This window comes from Nocardioides ureilyticus (genome assembly GCF_051280745.1).
Classification (GTDB): domain Bacteria; phylum Actinomycetota; class Actinomycetes; order Propionibacteriales; family Nocardioidaceae; genus Nocardioides.
Genome location: NZ_JBNCOG010000007.1, coordinates 103,249 through 128,335, shown reverse-complemented (window position 1 = coordinate 128,335; position 25,087 = coordinate 103,249). Strand labels below are relative to the sequence as shown.

Annotated in this window: 26 protein-coding genes; 10 read left to right on the top strand and 16 right to left on the bottom strand. The window is 74.3% G+C overall.

Annotated elements, in window-relative coordinates:
* The first annotated feature begins 52 nt into the window (after nucleotides 1-52).
* From ACSMHG_RS06000 to ACSMHG_RS05990, 3 genes are all read left to right on the top strand, one after another.
* The gene (locus ACSMHG_RS06000; RefSeq protein ID WP_435742641.1) at nucleotides 53-862 is read left to right on the top strand and encodes an alpha/beta fold hydrolase; all 810 of its coding nucleotides are present in this window, start codon (nucleotides 53-55) and stop codon (nucleotides 860-862) included.
* Nucleotides 835-2,010, top strand: coding sequence for a PP2C family protein-serine/threonine phosphatase (locus ACSMHG_RS05995; RefSeq protein ID WP_435742639.1), 1,176 nt, complete (start codon nucleotides 835-837; stop codon nucleotides 2,008-2,010). Before ACSMHG_RS06000 ends, ACSMHG_RS05995 begins: the two co-directional genes overlap by 28 nt.
* Before the next feature lie 112 nt (nucleotides 2,011-2,122).
* Nucleotides 2,123-2,686: a M23 family metallopeptidase gene (locus ACSMHG_RS05990; RefSeq protein WP_435742637.1), complete on the top strand. Its 564-nt coding sequence runs from the start codon at nucleotides 2,123-2,125 to the stop codon at nucleotides 2,684-2,686.
* 19 nt (nucleotides 2,687-2,705) lie between these two features.
* Here ACSMHG_RS05990 and ACSMHG_RS05985 read toward each other — a convergent pair whose 3' ends face one another.
* On the bottom strand, nucleotides 2,706-3,275 hold the full coding sequence (locus tag ACSMHG_RS05985; RefSeq protein WP_435742635.1) for a TetR family transcriptional regulator: 570 nt from the start codon (nucleotides 3,273-3,275) through the stop codon (nucleotides 2,706-2,708).
* Nucleotides 3,276-3,383: 108 nt separating this feature from the next.
* On the opposite strand from ACSMHG_RS05985, the gene ACSMHG_RS05980 reads away from it, so the two are divergent.
* Genes ACSMHG_RS05980 through ACSMHG_RS05970 form a run of 3 tightly spaced genes read left to right on the top strand, consistent with a single transcriptional unit; the run spans nucleotide 3,384 to nucleotide 5,362 of the window.
* Entirely contained in the window at nucleotides 3,384-4,001 is a 618-nt protein-coding gene (locus tag ACSMHG_RS05980) for a biotin transporter BioY (RefSeq protein WP_435742633.1), read from the top strand.
* A gap of 11 nt (nucleotides 4,002-4,012) precedes the next feature.
* Nucleotides 4,013-4,717, top strand: coding sequence for an energy-coupling factor ABC transporter ATP-binding protein (locus ACSMHG_RS05975; protein WP_435742630.1), 705 nt, complete (start codon nucleotides 4,013-4,015; stop codon nucleotides 4,715-4,717).
* Between the two features lie 30 nt (nucleotides 4,718-4,747).
* On the top strand, nucleotides 4,748-5,362 hold the full coding sequence (locus ACSMHG_RS05970; protein WP_435742628.1) for a CbiQ family ECF transporter T component: 615 nt from the start codon (nucleotides 4,748-4,750) through the stop codon (nucleotides 5,360-5,362).
* Nucleotides 5,363-5,581: 219 nt separating this feature from the next.
* On the opposite strand, the gene ACSMHG_RS05965 is transcribed toward ACSMHG_RS05970, so the two are convergent.
* The 3 genes from ACSMHG_RS05965 to ACSMHG_RS05955 form a co-directional block, all read right to left on the bottom strand.
* Nucleotides 5,582-7,276: an ATP-binding protein gene (locus tag ACSMHG_RS05965; protein WP_435742625.1), complete on the bottom strand. Its 1,695-nt coding sequence runs from the start codon at nucleotides 7,274-7,276 to the stop codon at nucleotides 5,582-5,584.
* A 115-nt stretch (nucleotides 7,277-7,391) separates the two neighbouring features.
* Nucleotides 7,392-8,783, bottom strand: a complete 1,392-nt coding sequence (locus ACSMHG_RS05960) for an amidase (protein ID WP_435742622.1) — start codon at nucleotides 8,781-8,783, stop codon at nucleotides 7,392-7,394.
* Between the two features lie 26 nt (nucleotides 8,784-8,809).
* Nucleotides 8,810-9,361, bottom strand: coding sequence for an NAD(P)H-dependent oxidoreductase (locus ACSMHG_RS05955; RefSeq protein WP_435742620.1), 552 nt, complete (start codon nucleotides 9,359-9,361; stop codon nucleotides 8,810-8,812).
* 103 nt (nucleotides 9,362-9,464) lie between these two features.
* Between ACSMHG_RS05955 and ACSMHG_RS05950 the strand changes: the two genes are divergently transcribed.
* Entirely contained in the window at nucleotides 9,465-10,076 is a 612-nt protein-coding gene (locus ACSMHG_RS05950) for a TetR/AcrR family transcriptional regulator (protein ID WP_435742618.1), read from the top strand.
* Nucleotides 10,077-10,132: 56 nt separating this feature from the next.
* Here the strand turns inward: ACSMHG_RS05950 and cimA are convergent, their stop codons facing one another.
* The 9 genes from cimA to ACSMHG_RS05905 all read right to left on the bottom strand — a co-directional run bounded on the left by cimA (nucleotide 10,133) and on the right by ACSMHG_RS05905 (nucleotide 20,199).
* On the bottom strand, nucleotides 10,133-11,737 hold the full coding sequence (gene cimA / locus ACSMHG_RS05945) for a citramalate synthase (RefSeq protein ID WP_435742616.1): 1,605 nt from the start codon (nucleotides 11,735-11,737) through the stop codon (nucleotides 10,133-10,135).
* A gap of 178 nt (nucleotides 11,738-11,915) precedes the next feature.
* Nucleotides 11,916-13,484 (bottom strand): serine/threonine-protein kinase, encoded by a 1,569-nt coding sequence (locus tag ACSMHG_RS05940; RefSeq protein WP_435742667.1) that lies wholly within the window; start codon nucleotides 13,482-13,484, stop codon nucleotides 11,916-11,918.
* A 44-nt stretch (nucleotides 13,485-13,528) separates the two neighbouring features.
* Entirely contained in the window at nucleotides 13,529-14,590 is a 1,062-nt protein-coding gene (locus ACSMHG_RS05935) for an iron-siderophore ABC transporter substrate-binding protein (protein WP_435742614.1), read from the bottom strand.
* A 62-nt stretch (nucleotides 14,591-14,652) separates the two neighbouring features.
* Entirely contained in the window at nucleotides 14,653-15,504 is an 852-nt protein-coding gene (locus ACSMHG_RS05930; protein WP_435742612.1) for an ABC transporter ATP-binding protein, read from the bottom strand.
* A 22-nt stretch (nucleotides 15,505-15,526) separates the two neighbouring features.
* Nucleotides 15,527-16,657: a FecCD family ABC transporter permease gene (locus ACSMHG_RS05925; RefSeq protein ID WP_435742609.1), complete on the bottom strand. Its 1,131-nt coding sequence runs from the start codon at nucleotides 16,655-16,657 to the stop codon at nucleotides 15,527-15,529.
* Nucleotides 16,654-17,724, bottom strand: coding sequence for a FecCD family ABC transporter permease (locus ACSMHG_RS05920; protein WP_435742607.1), 1,071 nt, complete (start codon nucleotides 17,722-17,724; stop codon nucleotides 16,654-16,656). The genes ACSMHG_RS05925 and ACSMHG_RS05920 overlap by 4 nt, the downstream gene beginning before the upstream one ends.
* Before the next feature lie 95 nt (nucleotides 17,725-17,819).
* On the bottom strand, nucleotides 17,820-18,905 hold the full coding sequence (locus ACSMHG_RS05915; protein WP_435742605.1) for a branched-chain amino acid aminotransferase: 1,086 nt from the start codon (nucleotides 18,903-18,905) through the stop codon (nucleotides 17,820-17,822).
* A 49-nt stretch (nucleotides 18,906-18,954) separates the two neighbouring features.
* Nucleotides 18,955-20,064, bottom strand: coding sequence for a 3-isopropylmalate dehydrogenase (locus ACSMHG_RS05910; RefSeq protein WP_435742603.1), 1,110 nt, complete (start codon nucleotides 20,062-20,064; stop codon nucleotides 18,955-18,957).
* Between the two features lie 9 nt (nucleotides 20,065-20,073).
* Nucleotides 20,074-20,199, bottom strand: a complete 126-nt coding sequence (locus ACSMHG_RS05905; RefSeq protein ID WP_435742602.1) for a hypothetical protein — start codon at nucleotides 20,197-20,199, stop codon at nucleotides 20,074-20,076.
* Nucleotides 20,200-20,563: 364 nt separating this feature from the next.
* Here ACSMHG_RS05905 and ACSMHG_RS05900 point away from each other — a divergent pair, with 364 nt between their 5' ends.
* Nucleotides 20,564-21,133 (top strand): O-methyltransferase, encoded by a 570-nt coding sequence (locus ACSMHG_RS05900; RefSeq protein ID WP_435742600.1) that lies wholly within the window; start codon nucleotides 20,564-20,566, stop codon nucleotides 21,131-21,133.
* Here ACSMHG_RS05900 and yczE read toward each other — a convergent pair.
* The gene (yczE, locus tag ACSMHG_RS05895) at nucleotides 21,098-21,844 is read right to left on the bottom strand and encodes a membrane protein YczE (RefSeq protein ID WP_435742598.1); all 747 of its coding nucleotides are present in this window, start codon (nucleotides 21,842-21,844) and stop codon (nucleotides 21,098-21,100) included. The two genes, ACSMHG_RS05900 and yczE, sit on opposite strands and share 36 nt — an antisense overlap.
* A gap of 62 nt (nucleotides 21,845-21,906) precedes the next feature.
* On the opposite strand from yczE, the gene yczR reads away from it, so the two are divergent.
* Nucleotides 21,907-23,340, top strand: a complete 1,434-nt coding sequence (gene yczR / locus ACSMHG_RS05890) for a MocR-like transcription factor YczR (RefSeq protein ID WP_435742596.1) — start codon at nucleotides 21,907-21,909, stop codon at nucleotides 23,338-23,340.
* A gap of 151 nt (nucleotides 23,341-23,491) precedes the next feature.
* The gene (locus tag ACSMHG_RS05885; RefSeq protein ID WP_435742594.1) at nucleotides 23,492-23,986 is read left to right on the top strand and encodes an ATP-binding cassette domain-containing protein; all 495 of its coding nucleotides are present in this window, start codon (nucleotides 23,492-23,494) and stop codon (nucleotides 23,984-23,986) included.
* Here ACSMHG_RS05885 and ACSMHG_RS05880 read toward each other — a convergent pair.
* Complete coding sequence (locus ACSMHG_RS05880; RefSeq protein WP_435742592.1) at nucleotides 23,868-24,338, bottom strand: MSMEG_6728 family protein; 471 nt, start codon at nucleotides 24,336-24,338, stop codon at nucleotides 23,868-23,870. The genes ACSMHG_RS05885 and ACSMHG_RS05880 overlap by 119 nt on opposite strands.
* Before the next feature lie 23 nt (nucleotides 24,339-24,361).
* A complete protein-coding gene (locus tag ACSMHG_RS05875) occupies nucleotides 24,362-25,069 on the bottom strand; it encodes a DsbA family oxidoreductase (protein ID WP_435742590.1) in 708 nt (235 codons plus the stop codon).
* Nucleotides 25,070-25,087: the final 18 nt, after the last annotated feature.

Genomic DNA, 25,087 nt, shown 5'->3' with positions numbered 1-25,087 from the left:
GGTGACCACCGCGAAGGCGACAGGACCCGGTCACTTCACTAGGGTCGACGTCATGGACGCCATGACCCGCCACCACGTCACCGTGCGTGGACCCGACGGCGCGCGGCCGATCGTCTTCGCGCACGGCTTCGGCTGCGACCAGACCATGTGGCGCCACGTCGCCCCTGAGTTCGCGGACCGGTACCGGGTGGTCACCTTCGACTTCGCCGGCGCCGGCGGCAGCGACCCCACGGCGTACGACCCGGCACGGCACGCGAGCCTCGAGGGCTACGCCGAGGACCTCCTCGACGTCGTGCGCGCGCTCGACCTGCGCGACGTCGTGCTGGTCGGCCACTCGGTCGCGGCCATGATCGCGGCCCTCGCCACGATCGCCGAGCCGGACCGGTTCGGCTCGCTGGTCATGGTCGGACCCTCGCCGCGCTACATCGACGAGGACGGCTACACCGGCGGCTTCGCCCGCGAGGACATCGACGAGCTGCTCGGCTCCCTCGCCAGCAACTACCTCGGCTGGTCCTCGGCGATGGCTCCCGTCATCGTCGGCAACCCCGACCGGCCCGAGCTCGGCCACGAGCTGACCGAGGCCTTCTGCCGGACCGACCCCGACATCGCCCGCCGGTTCGCCGAGGCGACGTTCCTCTCCGACAACCGAGCGGACCTGCCGCGGGTGCCTGTGCCCACGCTGGTGCTGCAGTGCCGCGAGGACGTCATCGCGCCGCTGGCCGTCGGGGAGTACGTCGCCGACCAGGTGCCCGACGCGACCCTGGTCGTGCTGGAGGCCACCGGTCACTGCCCGCAGCTGAGCGCGCCGGAGCTGACGACCGCCGCGATCGACACGTGGCTCGGCGACCGGGTGGCGGCCTGACCGCCGACGGCCCCGCCCGAGCGCGCGCCGACGACCTGCTCGACCGAGCCCCCTGCGGACTGCTGAGCACGTCGGCCGACGGGACCGTGCAGTGGGCCAACGCGACGTTCCTGCGCTGGACGCGGCGCCCGGTCGAGCACGTGGTGGGACGCCGGCTCGCCGACCTGCTGACCCCCGGCGGGAAGATCTTCCACGAGACCCACTACGCCCCGATGCTGCGCATGCAGGGGTCGGTCCACGAGATCGCGCTGGACCTCGACTGTGGGGACGGCGCACGCCTGCCGGTGCTGCTCAACGCCACCGTCGACGACGGCTCCCCGGAGGGGTCGGTCTCGGTCGCGGTCTTCGACGCGAGCGAGCGGCGCCGCTACGAGCAGGACCTGCTGCGGGCACGCGACGAGGCGCGTGCCGCCGAGGACCGGGCGCGGGCCCTGGCGCGGACCCTGCAGGAGACCCTGCTGCCGCCCGTGCCCCCGCAGCTGCACGGACTGCGGGTGGCGGCGGCGTACCGGCCCGCCGGCGACGGCACCGAGGTCGGTGGCGACTTCTACGACGTCTTCTCGACCGGCCCCGACGAGCACGTGGTCGTGCTCGGCGACGTCTCCGGCAAGGGCGTCGAGGCCGCAGTCGTCACCTCGCTGGTCCGCAACACCGTGCGGGCCCTGGCCGTGCTGCACCACCGCCCCTCCGACGTGCTGCGCGAGCTCAACGAGGTGGTCCGTACCCACGAGACCGAGCGCTTCTGCACGATCGTCCTCCTGCGGCTGCGCCGGGCCGACCGCGGAGCGTGGCAGGTGACCATCGGCACCGGCGGCCATCCCCCGCCGATCGTCCTCCGTCCGACCGGTCCGGTCGAGCTGGACGCCTGGGGACCGCTGGTCGGCATCCTCGGGGGCCGCGAGTACGACGAGGCGGACCTCCGGTTGCTGCCGGGCGAGGCGCTCGTGGTCTACACCGACGGGGTGACCGAGGCCCGCGGCTCGCACGACTACTTCGGCGACGACCGGCTGCTGGCCGCACTCAACCGGTACGGGCCCAGCGACGTCGGCGCGCTGGTGCGCGGCCTGACCGAGGAGGTCGTCGACTTCCAGGACGGGGTCACCCGCGACGACGTCGCGATCGTGGCGCTGTCGCCGACGGGCGACTGAGCCCGCCGGGGCGCTCGACCTCGCGTGGTAACCAGGCCGGCGGCTGCCGTCTGCTTCACCGGTGGTCGCTCGGAGGGTGACGAGCGTCCACGGCGCGTGGTCGGATGACGGCATGCGCTCGTGGACGTCGGCCCTGCTCGCCCCGGTCCTCCTCCTGGCTGCGCTGGCGACGCCCGCACCGTCCGCGGCCGGCGACCCGGACTGGGTCTTCTACACCTCCGACAAGACGCGCTACACCTCACCGTGGTTCGCCGGCGCGCACCGCATCATGATCCCGTTCGGCTGCACCCGGGCGCCGTATTACTCCCCCGACCCGCGGTGCGCCGACGGCCGCGGGTTCCACCACGGCATCGACGTCGCCATGCCGTGCGGGACCACGCTGCGCAACCGGTACTGGGCCCGCGTGGTGGGCAACGACGCCCTCGGTCCGGCGTACGGCGCGACCCCGGTGGTGCTGCGCAACCGCAAGCGCGGCTTCGACCTGGTCATCGGCCACACCCGCCGGGTCCGGGTCGAGCCGGGCGACCGCCTGAAGCCGGGGACGGTGTTCGCCCGCGCCTCCGACGACGGCGCTCCTGACGGGTGCCACCTGCACTTCGAGAAGCGGTCGGTGGGCGGCGGGCTGGCGACCGCCACCTGGCCGCGGCGGCTGCTGCGGCTGCAGGCGGCCGGGTGACCGGTGCGGGCGCCGAGCCCTACCGGTGCCGCTCGGCCGCGCCGACGCGCGCCCGGACGCCGTCGATGACCAACCCGACCCCGACCCGGAAGTCGGAGCGCTCGCGCGGCCCGTCCTCGATCGCGCCGGCGCTCCCTGCCTGCAGGTGGGTCTGCTCGTCCATGCTGTGGCCGAAGACGAGGTGGAGCAACGTGCGGGTGGCGGCGCGCACCAGGTCCTCCGGCGCGCCCGAGTCGGCGACCGCCCGTGCCAGCGCCTGCTCCGGCGCCTGCGCCCCGAGGCCGAAGGCGTGGACGGTCGCCACCACCTCGGCGCCGTCGCGGTAGGCCAGCATCGCGTCCCGCAGCTCCACGCAGAGCGCCAGGACGCGGTCCTCCCAGGTGCCGGTCGGGGCCGGCCGGGCACCGCGGGCCAGCAGCTCGTCGGCGACCGCAGCGAGCAGGAGCTGCTTGCTCGGGAAGTGGTGGTACAGCGCGCTCGGCTGCACGCCCAGCTCCTTGCCGAGCCGGCGCATCGTCAGGTCGGCGAGCCCGTACTCGTCCAGCACCTCGAGCGCCCGCGCGACGACGTCGTCGCGGTGGTTGCGCACGTCACACCCTCCGATCCGGCGGCCCGTTGACCGGTCACCGGCGGTCAGCCTAACCTGAACACCGTTCACCTGACCACCGTTCAGGTGCTGTCCGAGACAGGAACCACCATGACCACGACCGATCCGGCGTCCGGCCGCGCCACCGACGAGCCGACCCGGCGCCGCACTCCCCTCAGCCCCACCGACCTCTCGCTGGTCGCCGCCTTCGCAGCCCTGATCGCCGCCTGCGCGGTCGTCGGTGGCGTCCCCCTGGGCGGCGGCAATGTGCAGCTCACCCTGCAGACCTTCGGGGTCCTGCTCGCCGGCTGCCTGCTGGGACCGACCCGCGGCTTCCTGGCCGTCGCGCTCTACCTCGGGCTGGGCGCGGCCGGGCTCCCCGTCTTCTCCGGACGCGAGGGCGGCCTCGGCTCGTTCGTCGGGCCGAGCGCGGGCTACCTGTGGTCCTTCCCACTGATGGCCGCACTGGCCGGCCTGCTGGTGCAGCGGGTCGCCGGGCCGGCGCGGAAGGTCCGCGCGTCCTGGGTCTTCGCGTGCGCGGTGGCGGGCGTGCTGCTCAACCACGCGCTCGGCATCGTCGGGATGAAGGTCTACTTCGACGTCAGCTGGGTCCAGGCCGCGTCGTACGACGCGCCGTTCTGGGTGGGTGACCTGTTCAAGGCCGCGCTGGTCGCGCTGGTCGCCGCGGAGGTGCACCGCGCCTTCCCGCAGCTGCTCCACCGGCGCTGACGCCCGTGGCGGTGATCGAGCTCGACGCCGCGGAGGTCGTGGTCCCCGTGGCCGGCGACGCCGGCGTGGCCGAGCGGACCGTCCTGGCTCCGACGACGTTGCACCTGACCGAGCGCCGGGTGGGCCTGGTCGGCGCCAACGGGTCGGGGAAGTCCACCCTCGCCCGCCTGCTCAACGGGTTGGTCACCCCCACGTCGGGGACGGTCCGGATCGACGGGCTCGACGTGGCCCGGCACGGCGCCGCCGTACGTCGGCGGGTCGCCTTCTCGTTCACCGACCCCTCGGCGCAGCTGGTGATGCCGACCTGCGTGGAGGACGTCGAGCTGTCCCTGCGCCGGCACGAGCGCGACGCCGACCGCCGGCGCCGGCGCGCGCTGGCCGTGCTCGACCGGTACGGGCTCCGCGAGCACGCCGACGTCTCCGTCCACGCCCTCTCCGGCGGCCAGAAGCAGCTGCTCGCGCTCGCCGGGGTCCTCGCGACCGACCCGGACGTGCTGGTGGCCGACGAGCCGACCACGCTGCTCGACCTGGCGAACACCCGGCGGGTCGGCGACCTGCTCCTCGGGCTGGAGCAGCAGCTCGTGCTGGTCACCCACGACCTCGAGCTGGCTCGCCGCTGCGACCGGGTGCTCGTCGTCGACGGGGGGCGGGTCGTCTTCGACGGTGACGCCGAGGCGGCCGTCGACCACTACGTCTCCTCGGTCGCGACGCCGTGAGGACCCGGTGATGAGGCGAGTCCTCACGTCATGAGCCACCCGCTCCTCGTCGGCACCCACCACCCGGGCGACACCCTCCTGCACCGCTCCCCGGTCGGGCCCAAGGTGGCGGCCCTCGCGGTCTTCAGCCTCTCGGTCGTGCTCGTCCGGTCGCTCCCCGCGGCGCCGGTGTTCCTGGCGCTGGCCGTCGTGGCGGCGTACGCCGGGCAGGTGCCGCTGGCGGCCCTCGTCCGGGCACTGCGCGGCCTGCTCGTCGTCGTCGCCGTGCTGGCGCTCGTGCAGTGGTGGGTCAATGGCGGCGCCAAGGCCGGGGAGACCACCTTCGACCTCCTCGCCCTGGGCCTGGCCGCGCTCGTGGTCACCTCGACCACCCCGGTCAACGCGATGCTCGACGCGCTCACCCGCTGGCTCTCCCCGCTGCGCCGGCTGGGCGTGGCGCCGGAGCGGGTGGCGCTGACCTTCAGCCTCGCGATCGCCGCCCTGCCGGGCACCATCGGCCTGGCCCTCGAGACCCGCGACGCCGCCCGCGCCCGCGGCCTGGAGCGTCAGCCGCGGGCCCTCGTCACGCCGTTCGTGGTGCGCGTGGTGGCCCGGGCCCACGAGACGGGCGACGCCCTGCACGCCCGGGGGCTCGGCGACGACTGAACCGGTGGCGAGGGTCACGACCTCGTCTCCCGAGCACGGGATGACGCGCGGGTGCACGGGCGTTGGGATCGATGCCGGTCCGGATCATGCCCCCGGGCTCACCCCTTGCCGCTGCGAGCGGCCACCTGCCGAGAGGCGGCTGACGGACCGGTGAGCAGGAGCGCGCAGCCGCCTGCCGGGTAAGCCCCGGTCGGGCGGCTGTGTCGTCCCCGGGCCCCGTCAGCCGGTCGGCAGGGTGACGGTGACCGTGGTGCCCCGGCCGACCCGGGACCGCAGGTCCACGGTGCCGTCGTGCGCGGCCACGATCTGCCGGACCACGGCCAGGCCGAGGCCCGAGCCGGGGATCGCACGCTCGTGGGCGTCCCGGGTCCGGAAGAACGGGGTGAAGAGCCCCGCCTGCTCCTCCGGCGCGATGCCCATGCCGGTGTCGCTGACGACGAGCTCGACGGCGCCGACGAGGTGGTGCACGTCGAGGGTCACGACGCCGCCGTCTGCGGTGTACTTCGCGGCGTTGCCGAGCAGGTTGAGCAGCACCCGCTCGAGCTGCAGCGCGTCGCCCCGCACCGTCGGCAGCCCCGGTGCGACGTCCAGCCTGGTGCTCAGGTCCCGCCCACCCAGCTGCTCCTGCCAGCCCTCCCAGGCACCGGCGGCCACGGCCGCCGGGTCCACGGTCGTGCGGACGAGCGCGAAGGCCCCCGACCCCGCGCGGGACAGGTCGAGCAGGTCCTGCACGAGCACGAGCAACCGCTCGCTGTTGCGCTGCACCTTGGCCAGGAGGGCCGACTGCCCCGGCGACATGTCCCCGCCCACCCCGTCGAGGAGCAGCTCGGTGTAGCCGAGGATGCTCGTGACCGGCGTGCGCAGCTCGTGGCTGGCCGTGGCGATGAAGTCGCCCCTGGCCCGGTTGAGCTCCTCGAGCCGCGTTACGACCTCGGCCTGCTTGTCCACCGTGTCCCGCAGCCTCCGCTCGGCCTCGCGCTGCACGCTGACGTCCACGGCCATGACGAGGTGGCCGTCGACCTGGTCGCTGTCGTCGCGCAGCACGCTGTGGCTCACCGAGAGCATCCGCTGTTGGCCGAAGGCATCGACGACCGCCCAGTCTTGGGGCTCGAAGCAGGACGCCACGAACTCACCGCGGTCCTTCCGCTCCTCCGCGGCCTCGGCCTCCTGGCGGTCCGGCCCGGCCAGCAGGCCGCGCCCGCGCAGGTCGGCGAGCGTCCGGATTCCGACAAGGTCGGCCTCGCCGACGCCGAGGTAGAGCTGCGCGGTGCTGTTGGCCAGGTTGATGACCCCGTCGGCGTCGGCGCCGACGATGGCGGTGTGGACAGCCCCGTCGACGACCCGCTGCAGGCGGTCGCCACTGAGCCTGCTCTCCCGGCGTCGCAGCAGCAGCTCGATCTCCCCCTCGGCCGTGGCGGCGAGGTCCTCCAGTGCAGCCAGCTCGTCGTCGGTCCACACCCGAGGGTCGGGGTCGACCACGCACAGGGTCCCGAGCACGGAGCCGTCAGGAGCCCGCAGCGGGTACCCGGCGTACGCAGTGACGTCGTTCTCCCACACCGCCGGGTTGTGCTGGAGCACGGGGTGCTCCCGGGCATCGTCGATGACCAGTGGGTCGTCGTTGGCGACGACGTACTGGCAGAAGGAGTGCGACAGCGGCGTCTGGCGGGTCTCCGCGAGCTCACCGTCCAGGCCATGCGCGGCGCAGAAGAACTGCCGGTGCGGTTCGATGAGCGAGACCAGCGCGATCGGCGAGCCGGTCACCCGGGCGGCCAAGCGGGTGAGCCGGTCCAGCGCCTCGTTCTCCCGGTCGCCCACGAGCCCGGTCGACCGCAGGGTGCGTAGCCGCGCCGGTGTGGCCAGCACCTCCCAGGGGTCGTCGAAGCCCAGGAACGTACGGGGGGACGAGGGGGGCATCGCCGGCTCCTGCGAGATGGACTGGCCTCAGCCAATCACCCATCCGGATCGCCGGTGGCCGGTCCCGGCCCCGATCACCCGACTGGGTGGTTGAACCTTGGACGTTCGGGTGACGTCACCACCCGGGCGGGTGGCGGCGGGCCCACGGCACCGCCTCCTCGACCTGGGCGGCGAGGGCGAGCAGCAGCCCGTCCTCCGCGGGCCGGGCGGCGAGCATCACGCCGACCGGCAGGCCGTCCTCGGTCCAGTGCAGCGGCAGCGAGACGGCCGGCATCCCTGTCACGTTCCACGCCGAGGTCCAGGGCGTGAAGGCCTTCTGCGCCCCGAAGTCCGCAGCGGGGTCGGCGTCGTCGCGGATGGCGCCCACCGGTAGCGGCGGGGCCGCCAGCGTGGGCGTGAGGACGGCGTCGTACGGCGCGAGCGCGACGAGCGCCTGCGCGGCGTACCGCCGCATGGCGCCGATCGCGAGGCCGAACTCGGGGCCGGACACCGCACGCCCCCGGTCGGTGAGCCACCGGGTCAGGGGGCGCAGCAGGTGCTCCCGCCCTTCCGGCGCGGCCGAGAGGGCCGTGAGCACCGCCCAGCAGGTCTCGAAGACCGGCACCGCCTCCCGGGGCAGCGGGACGCCGACGTCGACCACCTCGTGGCCGAGCGACTCCAGCAGGCGGGAGGCGTCCTCCCAGGCCCGGACCGACGACGGGTCGACCGGGACGTCCGCGATCACCGGATCGACGAACCGGGCGACCCGGAGCCGCGCCGGCGTCCGGTCGCACGCCTCGAGGAACGTCCCGCGGGGCGGTGGCGCCCAGGCCGGGTCGCCCGGTCGTCGGCCGGCGAGGACGTCGAGCATCGCGGCCGCGTCGCGCACGGTGCGCGAGATCGGCCCCGCGGTCGCCAGCCCGACGGGGTCGCCGTACATCGGGTGGCCCGAGATCCGGCCACGCGACGGCTTGAGCCCGACCAGGCCGCAGCAGGACGCGGGGATGCGGATCGATCCCCCGCCGTCGGACCCCTGCGCCACGGGCACCAGCCCGGCGGCGACCGCCGCGGCCGCGCCGCCCGAGGACCCGCCGGCCATGCGGGCCCGGTCCCACGGCGTCACCGCGGGCGGCCGCCCCTCGGGCTCGGTGTAGCAGGGTGACCCGAACTCGGGCGTGCTCGTCTTGCCGATGCTGACCAGCCCGGCGTCCTCGAGCGAGAGGACCACCCCGTCGGAGACGTCGGGCACGTGGTCCTCGAACGCCGCCGAGCCGAACGTCGTGCGCACCCCGGCGGTCAGGTTGAGGTCCTTGACCGCCGTCGGCACGCCGGCCAGCGGACCACCCGCCTCGGCCGCCGTCGCTGCCGCGGCACGCGCGCGGTCGGGTGTCAGCGTGACGAACGCGCCGACCGTGTCGAGACGGTCGGCGCGTTCGAGGTAGTGGTCGACCAGCTCGCGGCTCGAGACCTCCCGGCGCCGGACCAGCGCACCCTGCTCGAGCGCGGTCAGGTCGTGGAGGTCGGCCATGGGGCCGACGCTAGTACCTCCGCGGGTCAGGCGGCGCTGGACGGCGCCTGCTGGTGCGTCACGAGCGCGTCGAGCGCGCCGCGCATGCGGTCGAGGACGGCCGCGTCGTTGAGGACGTCGACGTCGACGCCCGGCTGGGAGACGGTGACGTCCTCCAGCACCACGGCTCCGGCGACGTTCGCCGACCGGTTCGCGTCGGCGTGGGCCCAGCGACCGCCGTACGGCGTGGGGGTGGTGCCGACGACCGCGAACGGCTTGGCCACCAGGGCACCGGCACCGTAGGGGCGCGAGAGCCAGTCGATGGCGTTGTTGAGCACGGCCGGCATGGTGCCGTTGTACTCGGGGGTGACGACCAGCACGCGGTCGGCGGCGGCCACTCGGGCGCGGACCTGCGTGACCGCCTCGGGGGGCGTCTGGCCGTCGAGGTCCTCGTTGTAGAACGGGAGGTGCTCGAGGCCCTCGACCAGCTCGAGGGTGACGCCCTCAGGCGCCTCGTCGCGGAGACGCTCGGCGAGCTTGCGGTTGACGGAGTCGGCGCGGAGGCTGCCGACGAGGACGGCGACGCGGGTCTGGGACATGGCTGCTCCTGCAGGTACGGCGGATACGGTCACCAGCCAAACGGACCGGGGTCCGTTTTCATTCCGCCCCCGGAGTGTGACGTCGCTCCCTACAGTGGGGCCGATGTCCGCCTCCCGCCCCCTGCTGCCGCTCCTGGGCACCCCGGCCCCCGAGCGCCGCGACGCAGCACGCAACCGGGAGGCGCTGCTCGCGGCGGCGGAGGAGCTCGTCGCCGCGTCGGGCGCCGACGCCGTGACGATGGACGCGGTGGCCGCCCGCGCCGGCGTCGGGAAGGGGACCGTCTTCCGCCGGTTCGAGTCGCGCGAGGGCCTGATGGGGGCGTTGCTGGACCGCTCGGAGAGCGCGTGGCAGGCCGCGGTGATCTCGGGCCCGCCGCCGCTCGGCCCGGGCGCGCCCCCCATGGACCGGCTGCTCGCCTTCGGGCGCTCCCGCCTCGAGACCACGCTGCTGCACACCGAGCTGATCCGCGCCGCTGGTCGCGCCGGCACCCGGTCGTACGCCGCGTGGTCGTTCACCGCGATGCACGTGCGCTACCTGCTCGGCGAGCTCGGCGTCGCCGGCGACCTGCCCCTGCTCGCCACGGCGCTGCTGGCCCCGCTGGAGCTGCCCGTCGTCGAGCAGCAGGTGTCGGTCGAGGGCTTCCCCGTCGAGCGGGTCCACACCGCGTGGGTCGACCTGGTGCGCCGGGTGGTCCGCGGACCGGTCGGGGACTGACCTACGGGGCCTGCGTGCCACCCGATCCGCAGCGCCCGGACCGGTCCGTAGACACCTCAGATCCCCTGCCGCCTGAGCCCGAACGTCAGCCCGTCGACCAGCGCGCCCCACGACGCCTCGATCACGTTGTGCCCGACGCCGACCGTCACCCACGACGACGCCCCGTCGGAGGTCTCGATGAGGACGCGGGTGATCGCGTCGGTGCCGTGGCCCTGGTCGAGGATGCGGACCTTGTAGTCGGTCAGCTCGAACTTCGCGACCTCGGGGAAGGCCTGGCAGATCGCCGACCGCAGCGCCTGGTCGAGGGCGTTGACCGGCCCGTTGCCCTCGCCGGTGACGACGTAGCGCACGCCCGCCGCCCTCAGCTTCACCGTCGCCTCGGAGACGGCCTCCTCCCCCGGGCCGGAGTGGATGAGCGTCTCGGTGATGACCCGCCAGGACTCGACCTCGAAGTACGACGGCCGCGCGCCCTCGACCTCCTCGACGAGGAGCAGCTCGAAGGAGGCATCGGCGGCCTCGAAGGTGTAGCCGCGGGCCTCCAGCTGCTTGACCCGGTCGGTGATCCGGGTGATCAGGTCCTTGCCGGCCGGGGTGCCGGCGTCGAGGTCGAACCCGAGCTCGCGCCCCTTGAGCTCGATCGACGCCCGTCCGGCCATGTCGGAGACCAGGAGCCGCATGTCGTTGCCGACCGCGACCGGGTCGAGGTGCTGGTAGAGGTTCGGGTCGACCTTGATCGCGCTGGCGTGCAGCCCGGCCTTGTGCGCGAACGCCGACGTGCCGACGTAGGGCTGCCGCGACGCCGGAGGGATGTTCGTGACGTCCGCGACGGCGTGGGCGATCCTCGTCGACTCGCGCAGCAGCCCGGGCGGGAGCACCTGGCGGTCCAGCTTGAGCTCGAGGTTGGCGACGACGGTGACCAGGTCGGCGTTGCCGGTCCGCTCGCCGTACCCGTTCATGCAGCCCTGCACGTGGGTCGCGCCCGCCTCGACGGCGGCGAGGGTGTTCGCCACCGCGCAGCCGGTGTCGTTGTGGCAGTGGATGCCGACCCGGACCCCTGTGGTCTCCACGACGTCGTGGACCACGTCGGAGACCCACGGCGGGAGCATGCCGCCGTTGGTGTCGCAGAGGGCGATCACCTCGGCCCCCGCGTCGTACGCCGTGCGCAGCACCTCCAGCGCGTAGTCGCGGTTGGCGCGGTAGCCGTCGAAGAAGTGCTCCGCGTCGAGGAAGACCTGCTGGCCCTCGGCGCGCAGGTGGCCGACGGTGTCGCGGATCATCGCGAGGTTCTCCTCGAGCGTGGTCCGCAGCGCCAGCTCGACGTGGCGGTCGTGCGACTTGGCCACCAGGGTGACCACGCCCGCGCCGCTCTCGCGGAGCGCGGCCACCATCGGGTCGTCGGCGGCCCGGACGCCCGCGCGGCGGGTGGCTCCGAACGCCGCCAGCCTCGCGTGCCGCAGGTCGAGCTCCTGCGTCGCCCGGCGGAAGAACTCGGTGTCCTTCGGGTTCGCGCCCGGCCAGCCGCCCTCGATGTAGCCCACGCCGAGGTCGTCGAGCTGCCGCGCGATCGAGAGCTTGTCGGCGACGGAGAGGTTGAGCCCCTCCTGCTGGGCGCCGTCGCGCAGGGTGGTGTCGTAGACGTGGAACGATCCGTGGAGGTCCATCGGTCCTGCTTCGCTGGTCGGTCGGGTCGGGGCACAAAAAAACCTCTCGGGGTGCGAGAGGTCGGCGCGTCGAGGGGCTCGACGCGCTAGGGAATGATGATCCGGTGGTGCGGCACGCCGCCATGCTGCCACGGATGCGCCCGACGCGGGCGCCGATCTCGGTCTCCGGGCGACGCGACTAGGGCGAGAGGATCCCGGCGTCGGGGAGCGAGACGTCGGAGAACGGCCGCTCCCCCGCGGGCGCCCAGCTGGTGCCGGCGGTCTGGACGAGCGCGCCGAGCCCGCAGCCCAGCACCGCGAGCACCACCATGCCGGCGATCCACCCGCGGCCCTGGCGTGCCGTCGGCACCACGACCCGCGACAGCGGCGAGCGCACCCGCGAACCGCCGGGGCCTGCGACCAGCGCGGCGGCGAGCACGCTCCCCGAGACGAACAGGGTCGTCTCGACGCCGGCGGCGACCGCGTAGCAGAGCAGCGCTGCCGCCACTGCCAGGCCGGCGCTCCACAGCAGCAGGAGGACCGTGCCCGGGATCGAGCGGACCAGGTCGAGCGGGGCACCCAGGAGGACCTGGACACCGTCGTACCAGCGACGTCCGCGCAGCCGCCGCCGGTCACCCGCCCGGCTCGCGGCGAGCGAGCCGCTGCGCAGCAGCCAGACGGCGACCACGAGCAGGGCGGAGGTGAGCCAGGGGTACGCCGCCACGGCGGCGCCGACGACCAGCGCGGCGGCGCCGCCGAGGACGACGCGTCGCAGGCGCTCGCCGGCGGGGGCCCGGGGCGCGGCGTACTCGGCGACGTCCCAGTCGTGGACCGTCGGGTCCTCGTCGGGACCAGCGTCGACGAGGGTCTCGAACGGCCGGGTGACGTGGTCGTCGGGGTCGGGGTGGGCCAGCATCACCGGGAGCGTGGGCTCCGCCGCAGGCGCGTCGCGGACCGGCGGCGGGACGCTCCGCCCGCGCCCGACCTGTGGGCGCAGCCAGGCGAGCAGCTCCTCGACGGTGGGCCGTCGCTCCGGCTCTGGGTCGAGGGCCGCCTCGACGACGCGGGCGAGGTCGCCCGGGAGACCGGAGACGTCGTGCTCCCCGCGGCGGACCCGGTCCATGACCGCCATCGAGGGGCCCCGCCCGAACGGCGGGTGGCCGGTGCCGGCGTACGCGACCGTCGCCGCCCACGAGTGGACGTCGGAGGCGGTGGTCGCGTCGTCGCCGTAGAGGATCTCGGGCGCGAGGTAGCCGGGCGTCCCGAGGAGCCACCCGGTGTGGGTGAGCTTCGGGTCGTCGGCGACCCGGGCCAGGCCGAAGTCGATGAGGATGGGGCTGCGGCCCTCCATCAGCACGTTCGACGGCTTGACGTCGCGGTGCAGCACCCCGGCCCCGTGGACCGCCGCCAGCCCCTCGGCGAGGCCGGCGGCGAACCACGTGAGGTCGGCACCGCCGATCGGACCCTCCTCCACGACGTGGTCGTGGAGGGAGAGCCCCGGGACGTAACGGGTGGCGACGTAGGGGACGACGGCCCAGGGGTCGGCGTCGAGGATCTCGGCGACCCACCGCGACCGCACGCGGGTCAGCGAGCTGACCTCGCGGGCGAGCCGGTGCCGCGCCTCCTCGTCACCGACGATGTGCGGGCGCAGCACCTTGAGCGCCACCCGCTCGCCGTCGGGCCTGCGGGCCAGGTGGACGACGCCCATCCCGCCCTCGCCGATCTTCGCGAGCAGCGTGTAGCCGCCGACCGTCGCCGCCTGCTGCATCGTCACCCCCGCAATCTACTCGGGGACAGCGCCCGAGCAGCGGTTCAACCGGCCGCGTCGACCTTCTCGACCGCCGGGACGAGCGCCTCGACGAACCCGTCGATGCCCCACGGCAGCGACAGGGCGGTCGGCGGCGACACCGACGAGACCAGCGACTCGCCGACGACGGCGGCCACCGTGCCGTCCTGGACCTGCGACATGGCCTGGACCGCCGGGTCCTCGGCGATCTCGGCCAGGCGCTCGTCGCTCGCGACGTAGGACAGCAGCACGTCGGACTCGAGCTTGTCGAGCTCCTCGGGGCTGAGCGTGTAGTAGAAGGTCGACTCCTCGGTGTCGAGCTCGTCGACGGAGGGGGCCAGCGTGAAGCCCAGGTCCTCCAGGAACTGCACCCGGGGGTCGGCACCGCGGTAGACGTAGTAGGTGCTGGGCTCGATGGCGACCGCCGCGATCGTCTTGCCCTCGAACTCGGGGTGCGCCGCGGCGGCCTCGGCGACCTGGGCGTCGATGTCCTCGAGGACCTGCTCGGCCTCGTCCGGCCGGCCGAGCGCCTCGCCGACGGTGGTGATCACCTCGCGCCACGGGGTCGCCCACGGCTGGTCGGGGTAGGCCACGGTGTCGGCGATCTGCGCGAGCTTCTCGTAGTCGGCCTCGGTGATGCCCGAGTAGTTCGCGAGGATCAGGTCGGGGTTCGCGGCGGCGATCTCCTCGAACGGCGGAGTCTCGCCGGTCTCGGTGAGCAGCGCCGGCTCCTCGCCGCCGAGCTCCGCGATCGCCTCCGTCTGCCACGGCATCCGCCCCTCCTCGTCGGCGCCGTAGGTGTAGCGCGGCATCGCCACCGGGACGACGCCGAGCGCCAGGACGGCATCGCCGCTGCCCCAGCCCCAGCTGACGACCCGCTCGGGGCGCTCGTCGATCTCGGTGGTGCCGAAGGCGTGGTCGATCTCGACCGCCTCGAAGCTCTCCTCCGCCGTGGTTTCCTCGCCGGCGGCCGGGTCGGGCTCGTCGGAGCCGCACGCCGCGAGCGGCAGGGCGAGCAGGAGGGCGCCCACCGGCAGGGCGATCGGGGAGAGCCGGCGACGGCGGGTCAGGGGGCGAAGGGACGTCACGTCCGCTCCTTGCTGTGCAGGACCGGCGAGCCGGTCATCTCGGTTAGGTGAGCCTCACCTTACTAAGACGACGCCCGGCGCGCACGCCGACCCACCGGCACCACCATCGGCGACCCGGTGACCGGGTCAGGCACGACGTCGGCGTGGAGCCCGAAGGCGTCCTGGACGCACGCGGCGTCGAGCACGTCGGCCGGCGGTCCCTCGGCGAGCAGCCGCCCCGCACTCATCACCACGAGGTGGTCGGCGTACCGCGCCGCGAGGTTGAGCTCGTGCAGCACCATGACGACCGTCGTCCCGCGCTCCTCGTTGAGATCCGCGAGCAGGTCGAGGAGGTCGACCTGGTGGGCGATGTCGAGGTACGTCGTCGGCTCGTCGAGCAGCATGATGCCCGGGTCCTGGGCCAGCATCATCGCCACCCAGACGCGCTGCCGCTGCCCGCCGGAGAGCTCCTCGACCCGCCGCGCAGCCAGCTCGTGGGTGTCGGTGCGGGCGAGCGCCTCGGCGACGGCGTCGGCGTCGCTGGCGTTCCACCGACGGAAGGGACCCTGGTGGGGGTGCCGGCCCCGGGCGACGAGGTCGGCCACCGTGATGCCCTCGGGGGCGAGCGGCTGCTGGGGCAGCAGGCCGAGGAGGGCGGCGACGTCACGCGGCCGCATCCGACCCAGGTCCCGCCCCCCGAGCTCGACGACGCCGGCGCTCGGCCGCAGCAGACGGCCGAGACCTCGCAGGAGGGTCGACTTCCCGCAGCCGTTGGCGCCGACGATGGCGGTGATCCGCCCCGCGGGGACGTCGAGGTCGACGCCGTGCACGACCGTCCGCTGGTCGTAGGCGAGGGAGAGGCCGCGCGCCACCAGCGACACCGGAGCGTGCCGCCTCGCCGACTCGGTGACGGGGCGTTCCAGTGTCGTCGTCATCTGCATGCTCCTTCTCGGGCGGTCAGGCACGTCGGGTGCGTCCGCTGGCCATCAGCCAGATGAGGTACGGGCCGCCGATGGCGCCGGTCACGACGCCGACGGGCACCGACAGGTCGGCGGGAAGCAGGTGCTGGGCGACGATGTCGGCGCCCACCACCAGCACGACGGCGACCAGCGCCGACTGCAGGAGCGCGAGCGTCCCGTCGCCCAGCAGGCGACGGGCCACCGGGGGCGCCGTGAAGGCGACGAACGCCACCGGGCCGGCCGCGGCGGTCGCCACGCAGGCGAGCCCGACGCCGAGCGCCACGACCGCCGCCCGGGTGACCTCCGGCCGCAGTCCCAGGCTGCCCGCCTGGTCGTCGCCCAGGAGCAGCAGGTCGAGTCCCCGCGCGGTCAGCGCGACCAGGGCCAGCAGGACGCCGACCCCCACGGCGAGGGTCCGCACCAGTGTCCACTCCGCCTGCCCCAGGCTGCCGGTCACCCAGAGCAGCGCGGCCTGGGCCTCCTGGACCTCGCTGCGGGTCAGCAGGTAGCCGGTGACACTGGTGCAGGCGTAGGCGACGCCGATCCCGGCCAGCACGAACCGGTGGCCGGTCATCCCGTCGCGCCAGGCGACGAGGTACAGCAGGATCCCGACCGAGAAGCCACCGGCCAGGGCCGCCAGCGGCACGCCGTAGCGGGCGGCGCTGGTGGCCCCACCGAGCAGCAGCGCCGCCACCGCACCGGCGCTGGCGCCCTGCGAGATGCCGATGATGTCCGGGCTTGCCAGCGGGTTGCGCAGGACCGACTGGAAGAGCGCGCCGGCGACCCCGAAGGCGACGCCGACCAGGATCCCGAGGACCAGCCGGGGCAGCCGGAGCTCCATGACGATGAAGTGGCCGGCGCCGTCCTCGTCCCCGGCCAGCGCGGCGAGGACCTCCCCGACCGAGAGCCGGTAGTCGCCCATCATCAGCGCCGCGACCGAGAGGGCGACGGCGAGGGCGAGCAGCACCAGGGTGACGAGCACCTGGCGGCGGCGCCGGGCCCGGCGGCCGGCGGCGAGCCCGCGAGCGGCCACCTCGCGGGGGGTCCCGGCCTGCGCCGGGTCGCCCGCCGGCCCGGCGGGTCGCCCGGCGGCGGTCCCGGTCAGCGGCGGGGTCAGTGACGGGGTCATGCGGCCACCGCCCGGGACCGACGGACCAGCGCGATGAGCACGGGCGCACCGATGAACGCGACGACGAGACCGGCCTCGACCTCCGCCGGCCGGGCGATCAGGCGGCCGGCGATGTCGGCGACCAGCAGCATCACCGGGCCCACCAGGGCCGAGAGCCCGACGATCCAGCGGTAGTCGGTGCCCACCAGGGCCCGGGCGACGTGCGGGACCACGAGGCCGACGAAGGCGATCGGGCCGACGAGCGAGACGGCGGAGCCACAGAGGAGGACGATCCCCATCACGACCAGCAGCCGGCCGCGGGTGACGTCCTGGCCGAGGCCGCGCGCGACGTCGTCGCCGAGGGCCAGCGCGTTGAGGACCCGCCCGGCCGCCAGGGCGAGCACCAGGCCGACGCCGGCGAACGGGGCGACGGTGGCCAGCACGTCGAGCGAGCGGCCGGAGAGGGAGCCGACCTGCCAGAAGCGGTACTCCCCCAGCGTGCGGGTGTCGGTGAGCAGCACCACCGTGATCGCCGAGGTCGCGGTCGCGGTGAACGCGGCGCCCACCAGGACCAGCTTCACCGGCGTGACGCCCTCCCACCCGAAGGAGGCGGCGCCGTAGACGACCACCGCGGCGACCGCCGCGCCGGCGAAGGCGAACCACAGGTAGCCGGCGGCCGAGCTGACGCCGAGCGCGGCGATCGCCACCACGACGGCCAGCGAGGCGCCCGCGTTGACACCCAGCAGCCCGGGGTCGGCGATGGGGTTGCGGGTGACGCCCTGCATCAGCGCGCCGGCGGCGCCGAGCGCCGCCCCGCCGACCAGGCCGATGAGGGTGCGGGGCACGCGCAGGTCGCGGACCACGAGGTGGTCGTTGTTCCCGGGCACCGGCGCGACCAGCGCCGCCCAGACGTCCGACGGCGCGATGTCGCGCGCGCCCCACATCAGGCTCGCGAGCAAGACCAGCAGCAGCACGGCGACGAGGCCACCGACCACCAGCACTCCGCGACCGAGGCCACCCCGCGCCGGCTCGACCCGACCGGAGGCGCCGCCCGAGGTGGCCGGAGGCGTCGTGAGCACCACGCCCATCCGCCTCCCTCGACCTCGGCCGCGCCCCTCACGCAGAACTTAGGTAAGGATAACCTCAAGTCACGTCAGGGGCGAGCCGATCGTCCTCGTCGGGCTCATACGATGCGGTGCAGCCAGCCGAAGGAGTCCTCGGCCCGGCCGAACTGCACGTCGACCAGCGCCTGCCGGATCCGCATGGTCAGGTCGGTCGAAGCCGGCGCGGGGACCTCCCCGCCCTCCCACCTGAGGGCCCCCACGGGGGTGACCACCGCGGCGGTGCCGCACGCGAACACCTCGCGGATGGCGCCGTTCGCCACTCCCTCGCGCCACTCGTCGATGGAGAAGCGCCGCTCCTCGACGGGGTGGCCGAGCTTGCCGGCCAGCTCGATGATCGAGGCGCGGGTGATGCCCTCGAGGATGGTTCCGGTCGCGGGGGTGACGATCCGGCCGTCGTCGTGGACGAAGTAGAGGTTCATCCCGCCGAGCTCCTCGACGTACCGGCCCTCCTGCGCGTCGAGGAAGACCACCTGGTCGCAGCCCTGGGCGATCGCCTGCTGCTGGGCCACCAGCGAGCTCGCGTAGTTGCCGCCCGTCTTGGCCGCGCCCATCCCGCCGCGCCCCGCCCGGGTGTACTCCTCGCTCAGCCACAGGGTCACCGGCTTCACGCCGCCCTTGAAGTAGGCGCCCGCCGGGCTGGCGATGACCATGAACGTGACGTGCTGGGAGGGGCGCACGCCGAGGAACGTCTCGGAGGCGAACATGAAGGGCCTCAGGTAGAGGCTCTTCTCCCCCGTGCCGGGCTCGGTGGTCTCCGGCACCCACCGCTGGTCGACCCGGACGAGCTCGTCGACGGCCTGGACGAAGTCGTCCACGTCGAGCACCGGGAGGGCGAGCCGGCGGCTGGAGCGCACCATCCGCTTGGCGTTCTCCTCCGGACGGAAGGACCAGATCGACCCGTCGGGGTGGCGGTAGGCCTTCATGCCCTCGAAGGTCTCCTGCGCGTAGTGCAGGACGGCGGTCGCCGGGTCGATGCTCAACGGCCCGTAGGGCATGATCCGCGCGTCGTGCCAGCCCGCCTCGGGCGTCCACTCGACCAGGAACATGTGGTCGGTGAAGTGGTGGCCGAAGCCGGGGTCCGCGAGGATCTCGGCGAGCCGCTCGTCGGGGACGGGCTGGTCGTTGCGGGTGGTGCGGATCTGCATGGGGCTCACGGTAGTCGACCTCCGGGGCGGCGGGACGGGCTGAGGGTGCTCAGCCCGCTACTCGCGCGGCGATCGCGTCGCCCACCTCGGAGGTACGTCGGGTCGTGCCCGGCTCGCGGGCGGCGAGGTCGGCGACCACCGCGTCCTCGATCCTGGCGGCGGCCTCGGGGTGACCGAGGTGGTCGAGGAGGAGCGAGGCGGAGAGGACGGCCGCCGTGGGGTCGGCCTTCTGCTGACCGGCGATGTCCGGAGCGGAGCCGTGCACGGGCTCGAACATCGACGGCGCGGTCCGATCCGGGTTGACGTTCCCCGAGGCCGCCAGGCCGATGCCACCGGTGATGGCGGCGGCGAGGTCGGTGATGATGTCGCCGAAGAGGTTGTCGGTGACGATCACGTCGAAGCGCGCGGGGTCGGTGGTCATGTGAATCATCGCCGCGTCGATGTGCATGTAGTCGGTGCTGACCTCCGGGTGCTCGGCCGCGACCTCCTGGAAGAGCCGCCACCAGACCGAACCGGCGTTGACGAGCACGTTGGTCTTGTGGACCAGGGTCAGCTTCTTGCGCGGGCGCCGGGCGGCGCGGGCGAAGGCGTCGCGCACGACGCGCTCCACGCCGTACGCGGTGTTGACCGAGACCTCGGTGGCGACCTCGTGCGGGGTGCCGACCCGCAGCGCCCCGCCGTTGCCGGTGTAGGGGCCCTCGGTGCCCTCCCGGACGACGACGAAGTCGACCTCGCGCCCGCCGAGGACGGACTCCGAGAGCGGCGAGACGCTGCCGGGGAAGATGCGCGAAGGACGCAGGTTCACGTAGTGGTCGAGCTCGAAGCGCAGCCGCAGGAGCAGGCCGCGCTCGAGGATGCCGGGCGGCAGGTTCGGGTCGTTCGGCTTCCCACCCACGGCACCGAGCAGGATCGCGTCGTGCGCGCGGATCTCCGCGAGCACCGAGTCCGGGAGCACCTCGCCGGTCGCGAGGTAGCGCTCGGCCCCCAGGTCGTAGCGGGTCTGCTCGAACGTCACACCGGAGGGCGAGGCGACCTCGAGGACCTTGAGGGCCTCGGCGGTCACCTCCTGGCCGATGCCGTCGCCGGGGATGACGGCGAGGCGGACGGTGCCACTGCTCGGTGCGGGGGCCTGGGTGGGGGCCTGGGTGGGGTTGGTCATGGCCGGAGGCTAGTTGTCGTCGGGGCGCTGACCGCCGTTGTCCCGCAGGTCGAGCGAGCGCTGGACGGCCTCGTGGCTGTGGGGGTTCTCCGGGTTGTGCGAGGCCGGGCCCCACTCGGGATACATGTCGTACATGGCGTCTCTCCTTCTCGTCTGGTGCTGGCGGGATAACCGAGACGCCCCGCGGCGGAGCGGGGACCCGCGGATCGCGCGGGCGAGGAGGCGACAGGGATGCGGATCGCGCACGTGCTGTGGCTGATCCGCCGCGGTGGCGTCTTCGGGATGGTGCGAGAGGTGAGGCCCGGAGCAACGCCGACCACCGCGGCGAGGGGGCCTCACGGGCAGCTACTGCTGCTGGGCCTCGCCGCGGCGCTCGATGAGTACGAAGACGCTCCGCATGATGCGGCGACGTTACGCGGCCCCCTGGCCCCGCCGCTACGGGTTTCGCGGATCCGTCCGCGATCCGAGACGCCCGTCCCGGGGTGGGAGACTCGCCGCCATGAGCGCCCCGCCCGAGCTGCCCGACGTCGTGTCCCGCGCCTTCGCGGTCTCGCGCCGGTCGGGCTACGTCTCGTTCTGCCGCAACGAGACCGGACGGCTGCTGGCCGCCCTGGCGGCGACCCGCACCGGCACCATGGCGGAGTTCGGCACCGGCTGCGGCGTGGGCACCGCCTGGCTGCGCTCCGGCGTGCGTGACTCCGAGACCCGGATCGTCACCGCCGAGCTCGACGCCCGGTTGGCCGGCGCCGCCGCGGAGATCTTCGTCGACGACCCGCAGGTCGAGGTGCTCTCCGCCGACTGGTCCACGCTGCTCGACAAGGGTCCGTTCTCGCTGCTCTTCCTCGACTCCGGCGAGCCGACCGAGGTCGGGGTGGACGCCGTCGCCGACCTCGTGGAGGACGGCGGCATCGTGGTGCTCGACGACTTCACCCCGTGTGAGATGTGGCCGCCCGTGACTGGGGGCAGGGTGGACGTCCTGCGCGAGCAGTGGCTGACCGACGACCGGTTCACCGCGGTCGAGGTCATGGTCGCCTCAGACGCCGCCACGCTCCTCGCCACCAAGCGCTGACCCGCCCGCGTTCGACGCCGGGACGTTCGCCGGCACGACGCCCGCCGGGGTGACGTCGACCGTCCACCGCGGGAGCCACCGCTGGGTGAGCGGGCCGATGGCCAGCGCGTAGAGCACCGTGCCGACGCCGAGCACCCCGCCGAGCAGGAGCCCGAGCACGACGACGCTCACCTCGATGCCGGTGCGGACCGAGCGGAGCGAGCGCCCCGTCCGGCGCGCGAGACCGGTCATCAGCCCGTCGCGCGGGCCCCGGCCGAGCTGGGAGCCGATGTACATGGCGCTGGCGAAGCCGCAGAGCGCGATGCCGCCGAGCACCAGTGCCACCCGCAGCACCAGGGCGTCCGGCCGGTCGAGCAGCGCCAGCGTGCCGTCGGCGGCCAGGCCGACGACCAGCGCGTTGCTGATCGTGCCGAGGCCCGGCTGCTCACGGAGCGGGATCCACAGGAGGAGCACCACGAAGCTCATCACCACGACGGCCTGGCCGAGGGTGATCGGGAGGTAGCCGACGAGACCGGAGTGCAGCACGTCCCACGGCGCGAGCCCGAGGTCGGAGCGGACCATGAGGCCGAGCGAGACGCCGTAGAGGACCAGACCGACGTAGAGCTGGGGAAGCCGGCGGCCGAGCCGACCGGCGCGCAGCTGCGCGAGCGGGCCGAGGTCGGCCAGGACGCGTGGGGCCGGCGCGGGCGGCGCGGGGTCGAGGGTGCTCACGCCGCCCATCCTGCGGCCGATTGGCCTTCTATCCAATAGCCAATCGTGGAAGAGTGGCCTGCATGGCTCAGTCCATCAGCGCCTCTCGCGTGGCCACGCTCGTCGACGGCTTCTCGCGCAGCCCCGCCTACGCCGGGCTCGCCGAGGCGCTCACCCTCCTCATCGGCGACGGCCGCATCTCCCTCGGCACCCGGCTGCCCAGCGAGCGGGAGCTCACCGACGCGCTCGGCGTCTCGCGCACGACCGTGACGCGGGCGTACGCCGCGCTGCGGGAGAGCGGGTACGCCGCCGCGCGCCGGGGTTCCGGCACCTACACCACCGTCCCGGGCGGTCGGACTCGGTCCCACGACCGGGCGCTCCTGCCGCGGCCGGGCGACGAGTCCGCGATCGACCTCAACTGCGCCGCGGCCAGCGCCCCGGCGGGCATCGCGGCGGCCTACGCGGAGGCGGCGGCGGACCTGCCGGCGTACCTGGGTGGCCACGGTTACTTCCCCGCGGGACTCCCCCGCCTGCAGGCGGCCATCGCCCGGGCCTACGCCGCCCGCGGGCTGCCGACCGAGCCCGAGCAGGTCATGGTGACGCCAGGCGCGCTGTCGGCCACCGGGATCGTGGCCGCGGCGCTGAGCCGGCGCGGCGACCGGGTGCTGGTGGAGTCCCCGGTCTACCCCAATGCCACCCAGGCGATCCGGCTTGCCGGCGCCCGCCTCGTCGAGGCACCGGTCGACCCCGGCGGCTGGGACCTCGACGCCGTCGCCGCCGTGGTGCAGCAGGCGCGTCCGACCCTGGCGTACCTCATCCCCGACTTCCAGAACCCGACCGGGCACCTGATGACCGACGCGCAGCGCGAGGAGTACGCCGCCCACCTGGGGCGGGCCGGCACCGTCGCGGTGGTCGACGAGGCGCACCAGGCGCTGGCGCTCGAGGGCCAGCCGATGCCGCTGCCGTTCGCGGCCCACGCGCCCGGGGCGATCACCATCGGCAGCGCGAGCAAGAGCTTCTGGGGCGGGCTCCGGCTCGGCTGGATCCGGGCCCCGCACGAGCGGATGCCGGAGCTGACCGAGGCGCGGGTCGCCATGGACCTCGGCGCGCCGGTGCTCGAGCAGCTGGCGCTGGCCCACCTGCTCGAGGCAGGCCCGGTCCTCCCCGACCAACTCTCCCGGCTGCGGGCCCAGCGCGACGCCCTCGCGGCGGCGCTGCGCGAGCAGCTGCCGGAGTGGCGCTTCCGGCTGCCGACCGGCGGGCTGGCCGTGTGGTGCGAGCTGCCACGACCGGTGGGCACCGCGGTCGTCACCGAGGCCGAGCGGCACGGGGTGATCGTGGCGCCGGGACCGGTGTTCGCGGTGTCCGGTGGGCTCGACCGGTTCGTGCGGATCCCGTGGACGCGCCCCGGCCCGGAGCTCGAGGAGGCCGTGCGCCGGCTCGCCACCGCCTGGCACGTGGTCCGGGACCGCCCGCAGCCCGCGGACCGCGCGCGCAGCCGAGTCATGGTGGCCTGACCGGGAACCGGCCGGAAACCCGTGGCGGCGGCCGCATGCCCCGGCCTACCGCGGCGTCGTCCCACTCCCGGCCGGAAGGCGTCCCGTTGCTCCTCTGAGGTCCTCGTCCCGCGTCGCGCGACGCATCCTCGACACCTCGCCCGGGAGCACCATGCCCACGACGTCACCCGTCATCGCCTTCTCCTCCGTCGACCTCGCCTGGCCCGACGGCACCCCGGCCCTCCGCGGGCTCGACCTGCAGGTCCCACCGGGCCGGTCCGGCCTCGTCGGCGTCAACGGCTCTGGGAAGTCCACCTTGCTGCGGCTCGTCGCCGGCGAGCTGCCGCCCACCCGCGGCCGGGCCGGTCGACCAGCACGACTACGACGTCATCGGCGACCACTGGGACGCCGAGGAGCGCACCGTCGCCGAGCTGGCCAACAGCCTCGACGCGGCGGCCCGGGGACGACCGCGGGGCCCTGGTGGTGGTCAGCCACGACGCGCGGTTCCTCGAGGACGTCGGCGTGGAGCGGCTCCTCGGCCTCGGCGCTCAAGCGGCCGAGGAGGTGGGGTCCGGCGGCCAGACGTAGGGCAGGTCCGCGGGGACGCCCGGGAAGAGCGGGCCGTAGAAGTCAGGGTCCTTGCGCACGAGGTTCGACCGGTGGCTGAGGTGCAGGTCCTCCTCACCCAGCCAGGGCGGCAGCGCGCCGGCCTCGGCCAGCTCCGCCTGCGTCCGCACGGAGCGGACCCCGGCGGAGGCCAGGTCGGCCCCGATCGTCGCGGCACAGGTGTCGCCGTACCCGAGCTCGACCCAGGCCTCGCAGCAGGCCAGCGAGTAGCGCCCGAGCGCCTCGAGGTGGCCGCGCCACATCTTCACCGCCGGGTGGTTGCGCCAGCCGTAGGTCGGCACGGTCAGCCCACGGACCACCTGGATGCACTCGACCCGCTGCTTGCCCAGGCGCTTCTGGTCGAGCACGCGGGCGGAGCGGTCGAAGTCGGCGTACGGGAGGAAGGTCTGCACGCCCCTCCGGTGCCCCGTGCCGGTCAGATGGTGCAGCCGTCGGGCCCGCAGGCCTCGGCGTTCCCGCCCACCGTCTGCAGGCTGGGGCGCGACTCGGCCCAGGCCTGGGCGAGGGCCCGCTCGAAGACCTCGGTCGGCTGCGCGCCGGAGATGGCGTAGCGCTGGTCGACGACGAAGAACGGCACCCCGCCGGCGCCGTAGGCGTGCGCCTGGTCGATGTCGGCGGCCACCGCGTCGGCGTACTCCCGGCCGGCCAGCACCTCGTCCACCCGGCCCGCGTCCAGCCCGGCCTCGCGGGCGGCGGCGCGCAGCACGTCGTGGTCGCCGACGTCCTCGGCACGGAGGAAGTACGCCGCGAGCAGCTGCTCCTTGAGGTCGCGCTGGAGCGCCGGCCCGCCCGCGTCGAGCGCGAGGTGAAGCAGTCGGTGGGCGTCGACGGTGTTGGTGTGCACGTTGTCGAAGAGCCGCATGTCGAGGCCCTCCTCCGCGGCGGTGTCGATGAGCGACTGCATCATCGAGCGCATCTCGGCCTCGGACCGCCCGTACTTGCGGGAGAGCTGGGTCAGCGTCGGCTCGTGGCCGTGCTGCGGGGCGGACGGGTCGAGCTCGAAGGAGCGGTAGACGACCTCGACCTCGTCACGGTGCTCGAAGCCGGCGAGGGCCTTCTCCAGACGGCGCTTGCCCACGTAGCACCACGGGCAGACGACGTCGCTCCAGATCTCGATACGCATGGAGACCAGAACGCGTCG